Genomic DNA, 16,888 nt, shown 5'->3' with positions numbered 1-16,888 from the left:
GTGTCGTCCCCCGAAGGAGTTGCCGTCATGCGCCGAAGAATCACCGTCCCGCTCCTCACGATGGGCGTCGTCGCCGCCACCCTGGCCGTCGCCGCGCCCGCCCAGGCCCACGGTTACGTCTCCTCGCCGCCCAGCCGCCAGGCGCTCTGCGCGCAGAACAAGGTCCCCGACTGCGGCCAGATCAAGTACGAGCCGCAGAGCGTCGAAGGACCGAAGGGCCTGCGCAGCTGCCACGCCGGGCTCGCCCAGTTCGCCGTGCTGAACGACGACAGCCGCAACTGGCCCGCCACCTCGGTCGGCAGCTCGGTCACCTTTACCTGGGTCAACACCGCTCTGCACGCCACCAGCAACTGGGAGTACTGGATCGGCAACACCCGGGTCGCCGTCTTCGACGGCGGGGGCCGCCAGGCCACCGCCACCGTGTCGCACACCGTCAACCTCGGCGGCTTCTCCGGCCGGCAGAAGCTGCTCGCGGTGTGGAACATCGCCGACACGGCCAACGCCTTCTACTCCTGCGTGGACCTGCAGATCGGTGGGAGCGGAGGTAACCCGACGCCCAGTCCGACCCCGACCAGCCCGTCGCCGACGCCGACCGCGAGTCCGACCAGCTCACCCGCGCCCAGCGGCACCTGGACCGCCGGGCGGGCCTACCAGGTCGGGGACCAGGTCACCTACAACGGCCTGACCTACCGTTGCCGCCAGGCGCACACCGCCATTCCCGGTTGGGAACCGCCCAACACCCCGGCGCTGTGGCTGCAGGTCTGACCGTCCGGGTGCGGCCACGCCCGTCGTGCGCCGCACCCGGGACCGGCCTCCGGCACGCGCTCACCGCCGTCCTGGTGGCGGTCCTGCTGGCCGCCACCGGCTGTACGCGACCGTCGGGGTCGCCCGCCGCGCGGCTGACCCCGTCCGGGGCGGTCGTCGACGCGTCGGCCAGCGGAATCGACGTGCTGTTCCTGGCCATGATGGTGGCGCACACCGAGCAGACCCTGCAGATCGTCCGGCTCGGGCTCGAGCGCACCGGGGATCCGGAGATCCGGACGCTGATCGCCGCGATCGAGGTCACCGAGTCCGACGAGCTGTCCACCATGCGTGGCTGGCTGCGCGACGCCGGGCCCTCGGCGATGGCCGCCGTCGCCCGGCACGATCACTCCGGGCACAGCGACGCCGCCGCCGGGCTGGCCCGGCTGCGCGCCGCCCCGACCGCGCAGGTGGACCGGGTGCTGCTCGACGTGCTCGCCGCGCACCAGGCGACGGCGGCGCAGCTCGCCCGCGCGCAGCTGAGCGCCGGCAGCAGCGCCCGGGTGTGTGAGCTGGCCCGGCGGATCGAACAGTCGCGGACCGCCGAGGTCGCGCTCATGGCGAAGTTCGCCTCCGCGTCGCCGTCCGGGCTGTGACGGGTGCCGGAGGCGACGCAGATCACGTCGCCGGGCCGGCCGGTGGGCGGTAATCCGAGGCGAAGTGTCGGTGGCGGTCGGTACGCTGCCCTGCGTTGCCCTCCGCCGTACGCGACCGCCCACGCGCGACACGCGTGGTGCCGCCACCGCCCCCGCAACCATCGGATTCAGGAGACCTTTTGTGACCCAGCAACCTGTCGCGACATCGGACAAGCTCGACGCCGCGGTGCTGAAGGTGGCCGGAGTCGTCGTCCTCGGCGCGATCATGTCGATCCTCGACGTGACGGTCGTCAGCGTCGCGATACCGACGTTCCAGCGAGAGTTCGACGCGACGTACGCCCAGGTGGCGTGGACGATGACCGCCTACACGCTCGCGCTGGCCACGGTGATCCCGCTCAGCGGCTGGGCCGCGGACCGGTTCGGCACCAAGCGCCTCTACATGGTCGCGTTGGCGCTGTTCACGATCGGTTCCGGGCTGTGCGCCACCGCCGACACGATCGGGCAGCTGATCGGCTTCCGCGTCCTGCAGGGTCTCGGCGGCGGCATGCTCATGCCCCTTGGCATGACGATCATGACCCGGGCCGCCGGTCCGCAGCGGATCGGCCGGCTGATGGCCGTCCTCGGCATCCCGATGCTGCTCGGGCCGATCGGCGGTCCGATCCTCGGCGGCTGGCTGATCGACACGGCGAGCTGGCACTGGATCTTCCTGATCAACCTGCCGATCGGCGCCATCGCGCTCGTCTACGCGCTCATGGCGCTGCCGAAGGACAACCCCGAGCCGTCGGAGTCGTTCGACTTCCTCGGCATGCTGATGCTCTCGCCGGGGCTGGCCCTCTTCCTGTACGGCGTCTCGTCGCTGCCCGAGGCCGGCACGATGGCCGAGACCAAGGTGTGGCTGCCCATGCTGGTCGGCGCCGTGCTCGTGGTGAGCTTCATCCGCTACTCCTTCAAGCCCCGGCACCCGCTGGTCGACCTGCGGCTGTTCGCCAACCGCAACCTGACCATCGCGACGGTGACCCTGGTCGTGTTCATCGTCGCGTTCATGGGCGCCGGCCTGCTGTTCCCGAGCTACTTCCTGCAGGTCCGTGGCGAGTCGACCCTGACCGCGGGCCTGCTGATGGCGCCGCAGGGCATCGGCGCGATGCTCACCATGCCGATCGCCGGAATGCTGGCCGACCGGATGCCCGTCGGCCGGACGGTGCCGTTCGCGCTGGTGCTCATCGCCGCCGGGTTCTTCACCTTCACGCAGGTCGACCCGCACACCTCGTACTGGCTGCTGTGCGGCTCGCTGTTCGTGATGGGCCTGGGCATGGGCGCGACAATGATGCCGATCATGACGTCGGCGCTGAAGACCCTGCACGCCCAGGAGGTGGCCCGCGGCTCCACGCTGGTCAACATCGTCCAGCAGATCGGCGGCTCGGTCGGTGCCGCGCTGATGTCGGTGATCCTCACCAGCGAGCTGAACGGCTCCCGGCCGATCCCCGGCGTGACCGATCCGAGCGGCAAGCCGATCACCGAGGCCGGGCTGGCCATCGCCACGCAGCAGCAGCCGGAGCTCCTTGAGCAGTTCCCGGTGCCGGCGTCGCTCATCGAGCGCGGCCTCGACTTCGTGGCCGGCTCCTTCGCCCACACGTTCTGGGTCGCGTTCGCGCTGGTGCTGCTCACGTTCATCCCGGCCGCGCTCCTGCCGCGCCGGCGTAAGCCGTCCGACCTGCTCGACGGCCAGCAGGGGGAGCAGCCGTCGACCCCCGTGGTCATCCACTGAGTCGCCGGTCGGGCCGTCCGGCACCTGCCGGACGGCCCGACCTTTTCGTTGGTAATGGGAAGCCCCGCCCCCTCCTCGCTGCGGCGTTAGAGTGACGCCATGACAGCGGCGCTGCCGGCCGCGGCAGCAGCGCTCCCGGCAGCGACCCGTTCGGGGGGGCCGCCTTATGCGGTGGATCGCGGGCGTGGCCGGCCTGGCCGTCCTGGTGATCACGGTGGGCAGCGTCCTGCGCAACCTGGTGGTGCCGCGCGGGCTGGGGTCGGCGCTGGTCCGGGTGTTGTGGCGGCTCACCCGGTGGGTGCTGCGGCGGGTGTCGACGCCCCTGCACGGCTACGAGGCACGCGACCGTTTCCTCGCCTGGTTGGCGCCGATCGTGCTGGTCGCGATGCTGTGGTCCTGGCTGGCCGGGCTGCTGGCCGGGTACGGGCTGCTCATGCATGCGTTCTCCGGGCTTTCCTGGGCGGACTCCTTCCGCGAGGCGGGATCCAGCCTGTTCACCCTCGGGTTCGCGTCCAACGTCCGTAGCCGGCTCAACGCGCTGGACTTCGTCGCCGCCGCGAGCGGACCGGTGGCCATCGCGCTGCAGATCGCGTACCTGCCGACGCTGTACGGCGCCTACAACCGACGGGAACTGGAGGTCACCCTGCTGGAGTCCCGGGTCTCCTCGCCCGCGTGGGGGCCGGAACTCCTGGCCCGGCAGGCCCTCGTCGGCACGGTTGACGAGTTGCAGGGGCTGTACGAGAACTGGGAGCGGCTGGCCGCGGACATCGGCGAGACCCATAGCAACTATCCGGTGCTGCTCGCCTTCCGTTCGCCTCGCCCACACCGCAGTTGGGTCGTCGCCATGATCGCGGTGATGGACGCCGCCGCGATGCACATCTCCCTGGCCCCGACGGCGGCGACCGTACCCGCCGCGCGGCTGATGCTACGTTCCGGCTACACCGCGCTGCGCGACATCGCCCGAATCGTCCACATCCCGTTCGACCCCGATCCCAGCCCGGACGACCCGCTCCGGCTCACCTTCGAGGAGTACGCCGAGGCGGTGGCGCACGTGCGACAGGCCGGCTTCCCCCTGGAACGCTCGGCCGAGCAGTCGTGGCCGCACTTTCGCGGCTGGCGGGTCAACTACGAGAACATCGCCTACGCGTTGGCCCACAGCACCGACGCGGTGCCCGCGCTGTGGAGCGGCGGCCGCGATTACCCCAGCACGCCCCTGGCACCCAGGCGGCCGACCGACCGCCGGCCCCAACCGCCCGCGCGGTGATCGGCGGCCCGTCCGCCGCGGCCAGTCCCCGATGAGAAGTTAGGTCGGCCGTCCGCGGGGAATCCGCGCCCCACACGCCCGCGCGGACAACTGACGGATGAATGATTGCTGATGGCTGTGCGTGATGCTCCCGCACCGGCTCGCCTGGGGCTACCCGCGCGCTCGCCGGTACCCCGTTGCCGGTTGCTCGGCATGCTCGGTTCGGCCGTGATCGCGGTGGGCGGACTGCTGTCGGGCGTGACGCCCCTCGGCGAGATCGCGATCGACCTGCCGCTCCTGCACGACCTGCGAGCGTCGACGACGCTGTCGGTGTCCGTGGTCTACGTCGGCCTCGCGCTGCTCCTGCGGGCATGGTGGCGCGTCGGCGTGACGATACGCGCCGCCGACGGCCCGTCCCTGCGGGAGTTGGCGGTGACGGCGGCGTGGTGGGCCGCGCCGTTCGCTCTCATCACCCCCATCTTCAGCGGTGACGTGCACAGCTACCTCGCGCAGGGCGCGGTGACGATGGCCGGCCTGGACGCGTACCGCGTGGGGCCGTCCGCCCTGGGCGGCCCGCTCACCGTCAACGTGCCCGACATCTGGCAGCACACCCCGGCACCGTACGGTCCGGTCTTCCTCCAACTCGCTGCGGCGGTGACCGCGCTGACCGACGGCGGCGTCTGGGCCGGCGTCATCGGAATGCGGGTGCTGGCGCTGCTGGGCGTGGGCCTGCTGGCCTGGTCGGTGCCCCGGCTGGCCGGCCTGTGCGGGGTGCGGCCGGTGGCCGCGCTGTGGCTGGGCGTGCTCAATCCCCTCGTGCTGCTGCACCTGGTCGGCGACGCCCACAACGAGGCGGTGATGCTGGGCCTCATGTGCGTCGGGTTGCTCCTGGCGCTCCGGCGACGGCCCGTGATCGGCGTCGTGGTGATCACGCTTGCCGCCCTCGTCAAGGCCCCGGCGGTGGTGGCGATCGCCTTCGTCGTCCCCATCTGGGCGCGGCACCTGATCGGCCGCCGCAGGCGGCTGCGGGCGGCCCGCCGGATCGTCCTCGTCACCGCCGTCACCAGCCTGGCCGTGACCGCCGCGACCCGGAGCGGCTTCGGCTGGATCCGCGCTCTGGGCACGCCCACCCATGCCCACACCTGGATGTCGGTCACCACGGACGTCGGTTGGGCGGCCGGGACGCTGCTGCATCGGCTGGGTGGCCTCGCGGTCGAGCACACCATCCGGGCCTTCTGGTTGGGTGGGCTCGTCCTCGCCGCGGCGGTCAGCCTGATCCTGTGGCGACGCGCGGCCCGGATCGGACCGGTGGCCGCGCTCGGCCTGTGTCTGGCGATGGTGGTCCTCGCCGGCCCGGTGGTGCACCCGTGGTATCTGCTGTGGGCGCTCGTGCCCCTCGCGGCGGCCGCCCGCGGCGCCGTGCTGAGGCGGGCGGTGGCCATCGGCTCGGTCGTCCTCGTCCTGGCGGTCCTGCCCGGCGGCGTCCAGCCCGGCCTGCCCGCGTTCCTCGGTGCGGCGCTGGGCTTGTCGGCGGTGCTGGTCGCCGCGGCAGCGTCCGCGCTTCGGGTCCGCCGGCCGGTGTGGAGCCGGCTGGCGGACGACCCGCTCCAGTCCGCCGCGCCAGTTCGACCCACCCGCTGAGCGTGGACCGTGTGGCGGCTTGGCACGCATGCCACGGCCTTTCCAGGGTAGCCAGGCGGGAAGCATACGAGGAGGGGGAAGCCCCGATGGGTGACGCCGTCGCGAATCAGCCCGCCGGGCCGGGCCCACCGGCCAGCCCGGCCGATCGCCTGGCCGAGGACGTGGCCGAGGTGGTCCGGTCGGAGGTTCGTGCGGTGCGCGGCCAGCTGGCGGACGCCGCCCGCCCGGCCGGGCTCGGCGTGGCCCTGCTCGCCGCAGCCGGCGGCTGTCTGGTGCTGGGCGCGGGAGCGGCTTCGACGACCGTGCTGCGCATGTTGGAGGCGTTCCTGCCGCGCCGGTTGGCCGCAGCCGGACTCACCGCCGGCTATCTGGCGACGACGTTGGTGCTGGGCCGGCTGGGGCTGAACCAGCTGCGGGCGGCCGGGGGCGGTTCCGCCCGGCTCGCGGACGAGGTCCGGGGTGCTGTCTCCGCCACCGCCGGGCGGGTGGTGCCGGCCGGGTCCACCGCCGTTCGGAGCGCGCTCAGACGCTGAGCCGCCACGATGACCACCGTTGCCGGCGCAGAGGAGGGCGGGGACACCACCGCCCGGGCCCGGAAGCGGTGACGACCGACCGGGCCGCGGGCACCGGCGGACGCGGACCGATGAGGAAGGTGGCGGAGGATGAAGGGTCGGCTCGGTGACCTGGCGGTGGGCACGGCCGGCGACATCGCCGGGACGGTCGTCGACCCCCGCCAGGGGCTCGGCAAGCTCCGGTCGGTGGTCACCGTCCGGGCCCTCGTCGCCGGCGCGGCGGGTCTGGCCGTCGGCTTCCTGCTGGCCCGGTCCGTTCGGCGCGGCTGACGGCCGGCCCACTCAGGAGCCGGCCGACAGCAGCCGGCTGATCTCCGCGGCGGCCGGGTGCTCCGGGGCGACGGCCAGGAACCGGCGCAAGGTGCCCGCCGCCTCCGCCGAATGCTCGCCGCGCTGCGCCAGCCCCAGCACGAGCAGGCCGTCCGGCGCGTCCGGCGCCTGGGTGAGCACCTCCCGCGCCGCCTGCTCGGCCGCGGCGGTGTCGCCGCCCCGGAGCAGGGCGAAGGCGAGCCGCAGCCGGATCGTGTCGTCCGGCCGGTCCTGCAGCGCTTCCCGGTAGAGCTGGGCCGCAGCCGCGTACCGGTCCTGGCTCTCCAGGTCGCGGGCCAGTTGCACGGTGACCGCGACCGGGTCGACCGGGGGCTGCTGCGCCGGCCGGTCCAGACGGTCGGCGGCGATCGCGACCGCGGCCACCAGGGACACCAGCCCGGTCGCGCCCGCCCACCAGGCCCGGCGGGTGGCCCGGCCACCCGGCACCGGCCGTACCGCGCCGGCCGCCGGGGCCCGGCGGGGGCGCAGCGTACGCAGGGCGGCGTAGCCGGCGCCCAGCAGGGTCAGCGCGGGTACGGCCCAGAGCAGCACGGTCGCCCCGTGGGCGGGTGGTTCGGTCAGCACGTCCGGCCCGTACCGCTGGACGAACCACCGGCGGATCTCGGCCCGGTTCCGCCCCTGCGCGAGCTGGTCGGCCACCACCTGCCGCATCGCGGCCGCGATCGGTGACCGGGAATCGGCCACCGACTCGCCCTGGCAGGCGGGGCAGCGCAGCCCGGCGGCCACCTCGCGGACCCGGTCCTCCCCACCGGTGTCCCCGGCCGAGCGCAGCAGCCCCACCGCGGCGCCGGCGACCAGCGCGGTGAGCAGGAGCGCGGCCGGCACCGCCCGCCACCTCATCAGCCGGACAGCAGCGGCGCCACCCGCTGCTCCAGCCAGGCCTGTGTCACCACGCCCCGCTGCCGCTCGACGATCCGGCCGTCCCGGTCCACCACGAAGGTCTCCGGCACACCCCGTACGCCCCACTCGACCGATCGGCTGCCGTCCGGGTCGGGCAGCACGGTCAGCCCGGTCGCGCGGGTCTCGTCGAGCAGGGCCCGGACGGCCTCGGCGCCGTCCCGGAGGTTCAGCCCGACCAGGCGCAGCCCGTGCGGCGACCACCGGCGCTCGGCGTCGACCAGCAGCGGCAGCTCGTCACGGCAGGGGCCGCACCACGAGGCGAAGACATTGACCAACACCACCTGCCCCCGGGCGGTGGCCAGGTCGAACCGTCCACCGTCCAGCGTGTCGCCGAACAGGGCGGGGGCGGGCGCCGGGGTCGACGGGCCGCTGTCGGTGCTCGTCGACGTGCCCGGCACGCGCAGGCCGAGGGCGAGCAGGGCGCCGACGGCGACGGTGACGGCGAGCACCACCGCCGGTCCGGGGCGCAGCCCGGCCGGCAGGCGCGGTGTCCGGCGGCTCATCCGGGGACTCCCGGGCCGGCTGGCACGGGCGGCGGTCGCCGGTCGGCGGCCTGCTCGGATGGCCGTCGCCGGTCGGCGGCCGGTGGTGACGGCCGTCGCCGGGCGCGGGCGGCGACGACCGCCGCGACGAGCCCGCCGGTGGCGGTGAGTGCCCCGCCGGCCCAGAGCAGCCCGACGAGCGGGTTCACCGCGAGTCGTACGGTCGCGCTGCCGCTGTCGGCGGCGACCGCGATCAGGGTGACGTACGTGTCCCGCAGCGGCCCGGTCTCGATCGCCGGCACGGTCACCGTCGCGTCCCGCGCCGGGTGGTAGCGCAGCGCCGGGGTGACCGTCCGCTGCGCGCCGTCCGCCTCGGTGAGCCGGAGCCGGGCGCGTACCGTCATGCCGCCGCCGCCGTCGGCGGCCCGGTCCACACCGTCCAGGCGTACGCTCACCCCGGCCACCCGCAGGGTCTCGCCGGTGTGGACGGTCCCCTCGGTGTCCCGGCCGTACGCCGAGGACCCGGCGACGCCCACGGCGACCAGGGCGATCCCCGCGTGCGCGACGAGCCCGGCGACGCCGACCAGCCGGTTGCCGGCCCGCAGCCGGTCGACCAGTTGCCCGGCCAGGCCGGCGAGCACGAACGCCGCGGCGCCGAACGCGGTGAGCGCGGGCAGCCCCGGCCGGCTGAACAGGCCCACCAGCGCCACCGTGGCCAGGGCGGCCCCGCCGGGCACGGCGAGTCGGCGTAGTCCCCGCGCCCGGTCGCGCAGCGCCGGCACCACCCCGGCGAGCAGCAGCACCACGATCGCCAGCGGCACCGCGGTGCGCTGGTAGTAGGCGGGTCCGACGGCGGCGCGTACGCCGAGCGGCGCGGACAGCAGCGGGAAGACCGTGCCGACCAGCACCACCGCCGCGATGGTCACCAGCAGCACGCCGTTGACCAGCACGGCCGTCGGTCGGGACAGCACCGGGGCGGCCCGGCGGGCCGGTCGGGCGGTACGCCGTCCGGTGGCCACGGTCGACACCACCACGGTCAGCAGGACGAAGCCGAGCAGCATCGGCCCCAGCGGCGAGTCGGTGAAGGCGTGCACGCTGGTCACCGCGCCGGAGCGGGTGAGGAAGGTGCCGACCAGCACCAGGATGAAGCTCGCGGTGGCCAGCGTGGTGTTCCAGGCCGTCCGACCGGCGGCCCGCCTGAGGGCGGTGTGCAGGAACGCGGTGGCGGTCAGCCAGGGCAGCAGGGAGGCGTTCTCCACCGGGTCCCACGCCCAGTAGCCGCCCCAGCCCAGCACCGCGTACGACCACCAGGCGCCCAGCCCGATGCCGGCGGTCAGCGCCGCCCAGGCCGCCAGCGCCCACGGGCGGGCCAGCCGGAGCCAGCCGCGACCCTCCGGCCCGGCCAGCGGGGCGGCGAGCGCGAGGGCGAACGGCACGACCAGGCCGAGGTAGCCGGCGTAGAGCAGGGGCGGGTGCACCCCCATCGCGGGATGCTGCTGCAACAGCGGGTTCGGTCCGGGGCCGTCGGCGGGCACCGGGTCGACCGGTCGGAACGGGTTCGCGGCGAACCGGGACAGCGCGAAGAAGAACATGGTGACCGCGCTGACCACCACCATCGCGTACGCGTGCAGCCGGGCCGGGTACCGCCGCCGGGCCAGCAGCGCCCCGTAGCCGCCGAGCACCAGCAGCCAGAGCAGCAGGGAGCCGTCCAGCGCAGACCAGAGGCTGGTCACCGCGTAGTACAGCGGCACCTGACGCCCGCCGTTCTGGGCCACGAACCAGACGCTGAAGTCGTGCCGAAGCAGGGCCGTCTCCAGCACGGCGCAGCAGGCGACGGCCGCTGCCAGGGTCGCCGTGGCGCCGAGGCGGGCCGGCCGGGCGGGCGCGGCGAACATCGCCACCCGCAGCCAGAGCAGGGCGGTCAGGGTGGCGCAGGCCAGGCCGGCCGCGAGGCTGGCGGTGCCGAGCTCACCGAGCATCGACCGGTCCCGTCGGGCCGGTGGACGGGCGGTACTCGTTGCCGTGCCGAACCAGCACGTGGTCGGAGTGGAACACGCCGTCCGACGTCAGGGTGCCTTCGACGACCGCCCCTTCCCCCTCGCGGAACGTCTCCGGCGGCACGCCGCGTTGCCGTACGGTGATCTCGTGGCCGCCGGCGGCGAGGCGGAACACCACCAGATCGCCGTCGTGGCGTAGGGACCCGGGCACCACGTCACCGCCGAGGCGGATCCGCTGCCCGGCGGCGGCCGGGTCCTCGAGCACCTCGGCCGGGGTGCGGTAGTAGGTAAGGGTGTCGCGCAGCGCCCCGGTGACCAGCAGCCCACCGGCGGCGAGCAGCACGGCGACGAGGGCGGTCCGGCCCGCCCGACGACGGATCATCCGACCCGTGCCGGCGCGCGCTCGGGGGTGGCGGCGACGGCCAGCCGCCGCTCCAGCCGGACCACCCGGTGCAGCACGACGCAGAAGGCGACCAGGGTGGCGGCGACGACGGCGAGCAGCAGCGCGGCGCCCATCCGCGCGTCGATCGGCGGGCGTTGCGGGGCGAGCACGGTCGCCTGTTGGTGCAGCGAGCGCCACCAGAGTACCGAGAAGTGCACCACCGGGACGAGCAGGAAGCCGGCCGCGCCCACCACCGCCGCCGGCCGTGCCACCCGGTGGTCGCCGCCGTCGCGCGCCCCGGTCCGCTCGCTGACCGTCCGGCGCAGGGCCAGGTAACTGGCGTACGCGAACAGCAGCAGGGCCGTGCTGACCAGCCGAGGATCCCACGCCCACCAGGTGCCCCACACCAGCCGTCCCCAGAGCGACCCGGTGCCGATGGCGACGGCGGTGAGTACCACCCCCACCTCGGCGGCGGCCCGGGCGAACCGGTCCCAGCGCAGGTCGCCCCCGATCCGGTACGCGCAGCTGGCGGCCAGCACGACGGCGAACGCGACGTACGCCACCCACGCGGCGGGGACGTGCAGGTACATGAGCCGTTGCGCCTGGCCCTGCACGGCGTCCGGGGGTGCCAGCCAGCCGCCGGCGACCGTGGCGGCGGCGCTCAGCCCGCCGGCCAGCCAGACCGTCGTACGGCGTGCGGCGGCGGCTCGGGCGGTGTCCGCGACCAGGTCCACCGTGGATTGCATGATCTCCCTGTCCGCGCCCGAAGGCGCTTGCCGGAGGAGCGGAACTGCGGGCTCCACCATAAGGGGCAAACCCGGCTTTAGTCCTATATCCCCTCAAAAGGCGGGTAAGCGGCTGGATCCGGTCTACTGTCCGTTCCGATGGAGCCGACAGTGCAGACGACCCCGAGCGCGAACCGGCGGCGCGTGCGACCGCGTCCGGTCGGCGCCGCGCTGTTGAGCCTGTGCCTGCTCACCGGCTGCGCCGGCGACTCCCCGTCGGCGCTGAACCCGGGCGGCGCCGGGGCAACCCGGATCAGCGGCCTGTGGTGGCTGCTGTTCTGGATCTCGGTGGCCGTGTTCGTCGAGGTCATGGCGCTGATGACCTGGGCGCTGGTGTTCCGGCGGGGGGCCGTGCGGGTGCGGCACAGCCAGCCCATGCGGTTCGTCGCCGTCGCCGGGGCCGGGCTGCCCTTCGTCATCCTGGTCACCGTCTACGGGTTCGGCCTGCACGACCTCGCCGCGCTCGGCAAGAGCCCGGGCCGCGACGCGCCGACCATCGAGGTGATCGGCCACCGGTGGTGGTGGGAGGTGCGCTACCAGGGGGCCTCCGGGGTGACCGCCAACGAGCTGCACATCCCGGTCGGCGAGCGGGTGCGGGTGCGGCTGCGCACCGACGACGTACTGCACAGCTTCTGGGTCCCCCAGCTCATGCCGAAGACCGACCTCATCGCCGGCCAGGAACGCCAGACCTGGCTGCAGGCCGAGCGGGCGGGCAGCTACCGCGGCCAGTGCGCGGAATACTGCGGCACCCAGCACGCCCACATGGCCTTCATGGTGGTGGCGGAGCCCCGGGCGGACTTCGACGCCTGGGTGGGCCGGCTGGACGCGCCGGCTCGGGCCCCCGAGACCGACGCCGAACGCCGTGGGCAACAGGCGTTCGTGCAGGGCACCTGCGCGGCCTGCCACTCGATCCGGGGTACGGACGCACAGGGGAAGGTCGGTCCGGACCTGTCGGACGTCGGCTCGCGCTGGAGCATCGGCGCCGGCGCCGTGCCGAACGATCCCGGCCACCTGGGCGGCTGGATCGCCAACTCGCAGACCGTCAAGCCCGGCAACTACATGCCGCCGCAGCCGGTGAGCGCCGACCAACTGCCCGAGCTCATCGCCTACCTGCAGTCACTGAAGTAGGCCGGGGGAGTGAGGATGTCCACGACGACCGGGAAACCGCCCGGTGCCAGCCAGGAGGAACTGTCGCGGCTGGAGGAGCACTGGGGCGAGCGACCCTCGCTGCGGGCCTGGTTCAGCACCGTCGACCACAAGAAGATCGGTCGCCGCTACATCGTCACCGCCGCTCTGTTCTTCCTGTTCGCCGGGATCAGCGCCCTGCTGATGCGGACCCAGCTCGCCACGCCGGAGTCGGGCATCCTCTCGCCGCAGGAGTACAACCAGCTGTTCACCATGCACGGCACGTCGATGATCTTCCTGTTCGCCACCCCGATGTTCTTCGGTCTCGGCAACTTCCTCGTGCCGCTGATGATCGGCTCGCGGGACATGGCGTTCCCCCGGCTCAACGCGTTCGGCTACTGGGTTTTCCTGTTCGCCGGGCTGTTCATGTGGGTGAGCGTGCCGTTCGGTTCAGCGCCCAGCGCCGGCTGGTTCAACTACGCGCCGCTGACGAATCTGAAGTTCGAACCCGGCCTCGCCATCGACGTCTACAACCTCGGGCTGCTCTTCCTCGGCATCTCCACCACCGTCGGCGCGATCAACTTCATCGTCACCGCACTCAAGCTGCGGGCCCCGGGGATGTCGCTCAACCGGGTGCCCCTGTTCGTCTGGGCCATCGTGGCCACCTCGTTCATGGTGGTCTTCGCGCTGCCCGCGCTGAACCTGGACAACCTGCTGCTCTTCCTCGACCGCCGGTTCGACACCCACTTCTTCGACCCGTCCGCCGGGGGCAACGTGCTGCTCTGGCAGCATCTGTTCTGGATCTTCGGGCACCCCGACGTCTACATCATCGTGATGCCGGGGCTGGGCATCGTGTCCGCGGTCCTGCCCGCGTTCACCCGGCGCGGCGTCGTCGCGTACCCGCTGGTCGTGCTGGCCATCGTGTCCATCTCGATCCTCTCGTTCGGCGTCTGGGCGCACCACATGTTCGCCACCGGCCTGCCCCAGCTGTCCTACAGCTTCTTCAGCGCGGCCAGCACGATCATCACCATCCCGTCCGGCATCCAGTTCTTCGCCTGGCTGTCGACCATGGCGCTCGGCCGTCTGGTGATCAAGGTGCCGCTGCTGTTCCTCATCGGGTTCCTGGTCACCTTCCTGATCGGCGGCCTCACCGGCGCGATGTTCGCGCTGACCGCGTTCGACCAGCAGGTCACCGACTCGTACTTCGTGGTGGCGCACTTCCACTACGTACTCCTCGGCGGCGCGGTCTTCCCCATGCTGGCCGGCCTCTACTACTGGCTGCCCAAGGTGACCGGCAGGATGTACCACGAGGGGCTCGGCCGCTGGGCCTTCTGGCTGGTGCTGGCCGGCATGCAGCTCACCTTCTTCCCGATGCACCTGTACGGGCTGTTCGGCATGCCACGACGGGTCTACACCTACCGCGGCGACCTCGGCTGGGACGCGGGGAACCTGATCGCCACCATCGGGGCGTACGTGCTGGCGACGGGGCTGCTGCTGGTGCTCATCGGGGTGGTGCACGCCATCCGTCGGGGGCGGCCGGCACCGAACGACCCGTGGGGCGGCGACACCCTGGAGTGGACGACAGCGTCGCCGCCCGAGTCGTACAACTTCCCCGTGCTGCCGCAGGTGCACAGCCTGCATCCCACCTGGGACGAACGGACCGCCGAGAGCACCGGCGCGCGGGCGAGCCAGGACCGGATCCTCAGCGAGGGCCGGCGGACGCTGTTCACCAGCGAGCTGGACGCCCGGTACGAGCGCGCGGTGGAGATGGCCGAGTCCAGCCTCATCCCGCTCGTCCTCGCCTTCTGGCTGCTGATCTTCTTCATCTCGATGCTCTTCTCCTGGTGGCTGGTGGCGGGCGTCGCCGCGGCGGCCGTGGTGGTGACGATGGGTGTCTGGCTCTGGCCGTCGCGTCGGCCGGCGGAGAGAGCGGGGTGACGCGATGACCGACCGGGGCGGCATCGTGGCGGCGGCCACCGGTGCCGAGGCGCTGAGCACCGAGGAGCCGGTGGGCCGCTCCACGGGCTGGTGGGGCATGGTGCTGTTCGTCGCCACCGAGAGCACCTTCTTCGCCTGCCTGCTGGGCAGCTACTACTACCTGCGTTTCCAGGTCGGGCCGCGGTGGCCACCGGACGGGATCGGAAATCCGGAGCTGGTGCGGCCGCTCATCATGACGGGACTGCTGCTGTTCAGCAGCGTCCCGCTGTTCTGGGGCGTACGCGGCATCCGGTACGGCCGCCGTTGGCGGCTGCGCGCCGGGCTGCTGGCCACGATGGTGCTCGTGGTGACCTTTCTGACCGTGCAGGCCACCGAGTACGTGGACGACCTCAGGACCCTCACGCCGACCACCGACGTCTACGGTTCGTTGTACTACCTGATCACCGGGTTCCACTCGGTGCACGTCCTGGGCGGGCTGGCCTTCGTCGGCTGGCTGCTCGCCGCCTCCCTGGGCAACCGCTTCGATCCCCAGCACTACGACCGGGTCCGCAACGCCGGCATCTTCTGGGTCTTCCTCGACGTGGTGTGGGTCGCCGTCCTGTTCACCATCTACCTCAGTCCGCGGTTGTGATGGGCACCCAGGTCGGTCCCCGCGCCCGCCTGTTCGGCGGCCTGTTGCTGTGGTACGGCGTGCTCGGTGGCGCCGTCGCCTGGGCGGTGCACCTGATGGCGGCGTGGAGCATGGACGAACTGGCCTGCGCCGCCGGGTCGGCGGAGATCTCCGCCCTGCCACTGTGGCAGGCGGTCGGGCTGGCGGTGATCATCCCGGCACTGGCCGCCGCCGGGGCGCTGGCCGTCGCCGTGCTCGCCTGGACCCGGATGGGGCAGGCCCAGCGGTCCGGGGCCTCGGACAACGCGTACGGGCGCACCCGGCTGCTCGCCGCGGTCGGCATCTGGGCCAACCTGTTCTTCCTGTCGATCATCGTGCTCGGCGGGGTCGCCCTCCTGGTGCTGCCGGTATGTCAGCGGTGAGCGCCGCCGGGGCGGCCGGCGGAGTCGTCGAGGGCCTGCTCACCATGGCGTCCATGGTGCTGGTCTGCCTGCTGGTGGCCGGCTACGGACGCGGCGTGCAGGAACTCTGGCGGCGGGGGGCGGTGCGCCTGGTCCCGCCCTGGCGGGTGGCCGCCTTCGGGGCCGGTCTGCTCACCGTGCTGGCCGCGGAGCACGGGCCGATGCACGCACTCGCCGAGGGCTCCTTCGCCGGGCACATGACCCAGCACATGATGTTCCTGCTCGGGTCGGGGCCGCTGCTCGCCGCCGGGGCCGCCGGGCTGCCGCTGAGCCTCGCCACCCCGCTGGCCCTGCGCCGCCGGCTGGCCCGGTGGCGGGTCGGCCCGGGCCTGCGCTGGACCCGCCGGCCGGTCGCGGGCGCGCTGGTCGCCGGGGCCGGACAGGCCGTCGTGCTGTGGTTCTGGCACCTGCCCGGGGCGTACGTCGCCGCGGTCGACCACCCGGTCCTGCACGCCGCCGAACACCTCTGCTTCGCCGCGCTGTCCTGGTCGTTCTGGTCCCCGATGCTCGGTGCGGCCCGGCACCGGCCGCCGGTGCCGGTGGCGGTGCTGCTGCTGGCGGGCACCATGCTGCCGGCCTCCGCGCTGGGCGCGGTGCTGACCTTCGCCCCGCAACCGGTCTACCCGCTGCGGGTCTTCGGCGCCGACCCGCTGGCCGACCAGCAGCTCGCCGGCCTGCTCATGTGGGCGCCGATGGACGTGGTCGTGATCCTCGTGTCGCTCGGTCTGTTCCTGCGCTGGCTGATCCGCCTCGACCAGACCCGGCCCGACGGCCGCCGGCCGGTTCCGGCGGGACGGGCCGGCGCTCCGCTGGATGCCGAAAGGGAAGGGGCGCTCTGATGAGACGTCGACGGATCTCGGCAGCGGCCCTGGCGGTGCTGGCGCTGGTCACGGCGGGTGGTTGTGCCTCGTCCCCGCCACCACCGCCGCCGCAGTCCCGGGCCGGCCACCCCGAGCGGGGGGCCGAGCTGATCGCCCGGTACGGCTGCGGTTCGTGCCACACCATTCCCGGCATCGACCGGGCCGACGGCCTGGTGGGACCGCCGCTCACCCGCTTCGGAGCCCGGTCCTACATCGCCGGGAAGCTGCCGAACAACGACGACAACCTTCGTCGGTGGATCTCCGACCCACAGGCCGTCGTGCCCGGTAACGCCATGCCGAACCTGGGCGTCGACGCGATCGACGCCCAGGACATCGCCGCCTACCTGCACAGCCTGGACTGACCGTGGCACGACGAGGAGACGGACCCCTGCCCGGTAGG

Annotated in this window: 18 protein-coding genes; 13 read left to right on the top strand and 5 right to left on the bottom strand. The window is 73.3% G+C overall.

The genetic code is table 11. The annotated features are described in order from the left end of the window. Positions 1-27: 27 nt before the first annotated feature. The 7 genes from AB0C02_RS25930 to AB0C02_RS25900 all read left to right on the top strand — a co-directional run bounded on the left by AB0C02_RS25930 (position 28) and on the right by AB0C02_RS25900 (position 6,888). Positions 28-765 carry a lytic polysaccharide monooxygenase gene (locus AB0C02_RS25930; protein WP_357551544.1) on the top strand — a complete coding sequence of 246 codons (738 nt, stop codon included), beginning with the start codon at positions 28-30 and terminating at the stop codon, positions 763-765. Further along, positions 750-1,397, top strand: coding sequence for a DUF305 domain-containing protein (locus AB0C02_RS25925; RefSeq protein WP_357551543.1), 648 nt, complete (start codon positions 750-752; stop codon positions 1,395-1,397). The genes AB0C02_RS25930 and AB0C02_RS25925 overlap by 16 nt, the downstream gene beginning before the upstream one ends. Positions 1,398-1,578: 181 nt before the next feature. Next, complete coding sequence (locus tag AB0C02_RS25920; protein ID WP_357551542.1) at positions 1,579-3,162, top strand: DHA2 family efflux MFS transporter permease subunit; 1,584 nt, start codon at positions 1,579-1,581, stop codon at positions 3,160-3,162. 166 nt (positions 3,163-3,328) lie between these two features. Further along, positions 3,329-4,426, top strand: coding sequence for a hypothetical protein (locus tag AB0C02_RS25915; protein WP_357551541.1), 1,098 nt, complete (start codon positions 3,329-3,331; stop codon positions 4,424-4,426). A 111-nt stretch (positions 4,427-4,537) separates the two neighbouring features. Continuing rightward, on the top strand, positions 4,538-6,046 hold the full coding sequence (gene mptB / locus AB0C02_RS25910) for a polyprenol phosphomannose-dependent alpha 1,6 mannosyltransferase MptB (protein ID WP_357551540.1): 1,509 nt from the start codon (positions 4,538-4,540) through the stop codon (positions 6,044-6,046). An 86-nt stretch (positions 6,047-6,132) separates the two neighbouring features. Then, a complete protein-coding gene (locus tag AB0C02_RS25905) occupies positions 6,133-6,579 on the top strand; it encodes a phage holin family protein (RefSeq protein WP_357551539.1) in 447 nt (148 codons plus the stop codon). A 129-nt stretch (positions 6,580-6,708) separates the two neighbouring features. Next, complete coding sequence (locus AB0C02_RS25900; protein WP_357551538.1) at positions 6,709-6,888, top strand: hypothetical protein; 180 nt, start codon at positions 6,709-6,711, stop codon at positions 6,886-6,888. 12 nt (positions 6,889-6,900) lie between these two features. Here AB0C02_RS25900 and AB0C02_RS25895 read toward each other — a convergent pair whose 3' ends face one another. The 5 genes from AB0C02_RS25895 to ccsA are packed head-to-tail and all read right to left on the bottom strand — an operon-like array spanning position 6,901 to position 11,455. Further along, complete coding sequence (locus tag AB0C02_RS25895) at positions 6,901-7,773, bottom strand: cytochrome c-type biogenesis protein CcmH (protein WP_357551537.1); 873 nt, start codon at positions 7,771-7,773, stop codon at positions 6,901-6,903. A gap of 14 nt (positions 7,774-7,787) precedes the next feature. Next, positions 7,788-8,351, bottom strand: coding sequence for a TlpA disulfide reductase family protein (locus tag AB0C02_RS25890; protein ID WP_357551536.1), 564 nt, complete (start codon positions 8,349-8,351; stop codon positions 7,788-7,790). After that, positions 8,348-10,309: a cytochrome c-type biogenesis CcmF C-terminal domain-containing protein gene (locus AB0C02_RS25885; RefSeq protein WP_357551535.1), complete on the bottom strand. Its 1,962-nt coding sequence runs from the start codon at positions 10,307-10,309 to the stop codon at positions 8,348-8,350. The genes AB0C02_RS25890 and AB0C02_RS25885 overlap by 4 nt, the downstream gene beginning before the upstream one ends. After that, entirely contained in the window at positions 10,299-10,709 is a 411-nt protein-coding gene (locus tag AB0C02_RS25880) for a cytochrome c maturation protein CcmE (protein ID WP_357551534.1), read from the bottom strand. The genes AB0C02_RS25885 and AB0C02_RS25880 overlap by 11 nt, the downstream gene beginning before the upstream one ends. Continuing rightward, on the bottom strand, positions 10,706-11,455 hold the full coding sequence (ccsA, locus tag AB0C02_RS25875) for a cytochrome c biogenesis protein CcsA (RefSeq protein ID WP_357551533.1): 750 nt from the start codon (positions 11,453-11,455) through the stop codon (positions 10,706-10,708). Before ccsA ends, AB0C02_RS25880 begins: the two co-directional genes overlap by 4 nt. 150 nt (positions 11,456-11,605) lie before the next feature. On the opposite strand from ccsA, the gene coxB reads away from it, so the two are divergent. From coxB to AB0C02_RS25845, 6 genes are read left to right on the top strand one after another with little or no spacing between them, the layout of a single operon-like run. Then, entirely contained in the window at positions 11,606-12,622 is a 1,017-nt protein-coding gene (gene coxB, locus AB0C02_RS25870) for a cytochrome c oxidase subunit II (RefSeq protein ID WP_357551532.1), read from the top strand. Positions 12,623-12,637: 15 nt separating this feature from the next. After that, positions 12,638-14,557, top strand: a complete 1,920-nt coding sequence (gene ctaD / locus AB0C02_RS25865; RefSeq protein WP_357551531.1) for a cytochrome c oxidase subunit I — start codon at positions 12,638-12,640, stop codon at positions 14,555-14,557. A gap of 4 nt (positions 14,558-14,561) precedes the next feature. Beyond that, entirely contained in the window at positions 14,562-15,188 is a 627-nt protein-coding gene (locus AB0C02_RS25860; RefSeq protein ID WP_357551530.1) for a heme-copper oxidase subunit III, read from the top strand. Further along, on the top strand, positions 15,188-15,589 hold the full coding sequence (locus tag AB0C02_RS25855) for a hypothetical protein (protein WP_357551529.1): 402 nt from the start codon (positions 15,188-15,190) through the stop codon (positions 15,587-15,589). Before AB0C02_RS25860 ends, AB0C02_RS25855 begins: the two co-directional genes overlap by 1 nt. Next, the gene (locus AB0C02_RS25850; protein WP_357551528.1) at positions 15,577-16,467 is read left to right on the top strand and encodes a cytochrome c oxidase assembly protein; all 891 of its coding nucleotides are present in this window, start codon (positions 15,577-15,579) and stop codon (positions 16,465-16,467) included. The genes AB0C02_RS25855 and AB0C02_RS25850 overlap by 13 nt, the downstream gene beginning before the upstream one ends. Next, the gene (locus tag AB0C02_RS25845) at positions 16,467-16,850 is read left to right on the top strand and encodes a c-type cytochrome (RefSeq protein WP_357551527.1); all 384 of its coding nucleotides are present in this window, start codon (positions 16,467-16,469) and stop codon (positions 16,848-16,850) included. Before AB0C02_RS25850 ends, AB0C02_RS25845 begins: the two co-directional genes overlap by 1 nt. Positions 16,851-16,888: the final 38 nt, after the last annotated feature.

Source organism: Micromonospora sp. NPDC048999, assembly GCF_040649295.1.
Lineage (GTDB): Bacteria > Actinomycetota > Actinomycetes > Mycobacteriales > Micromonosporaceae > Micromonospora.
This window is presented reverse-complemented; position numbering and strand designations above follow the sequence as displayed.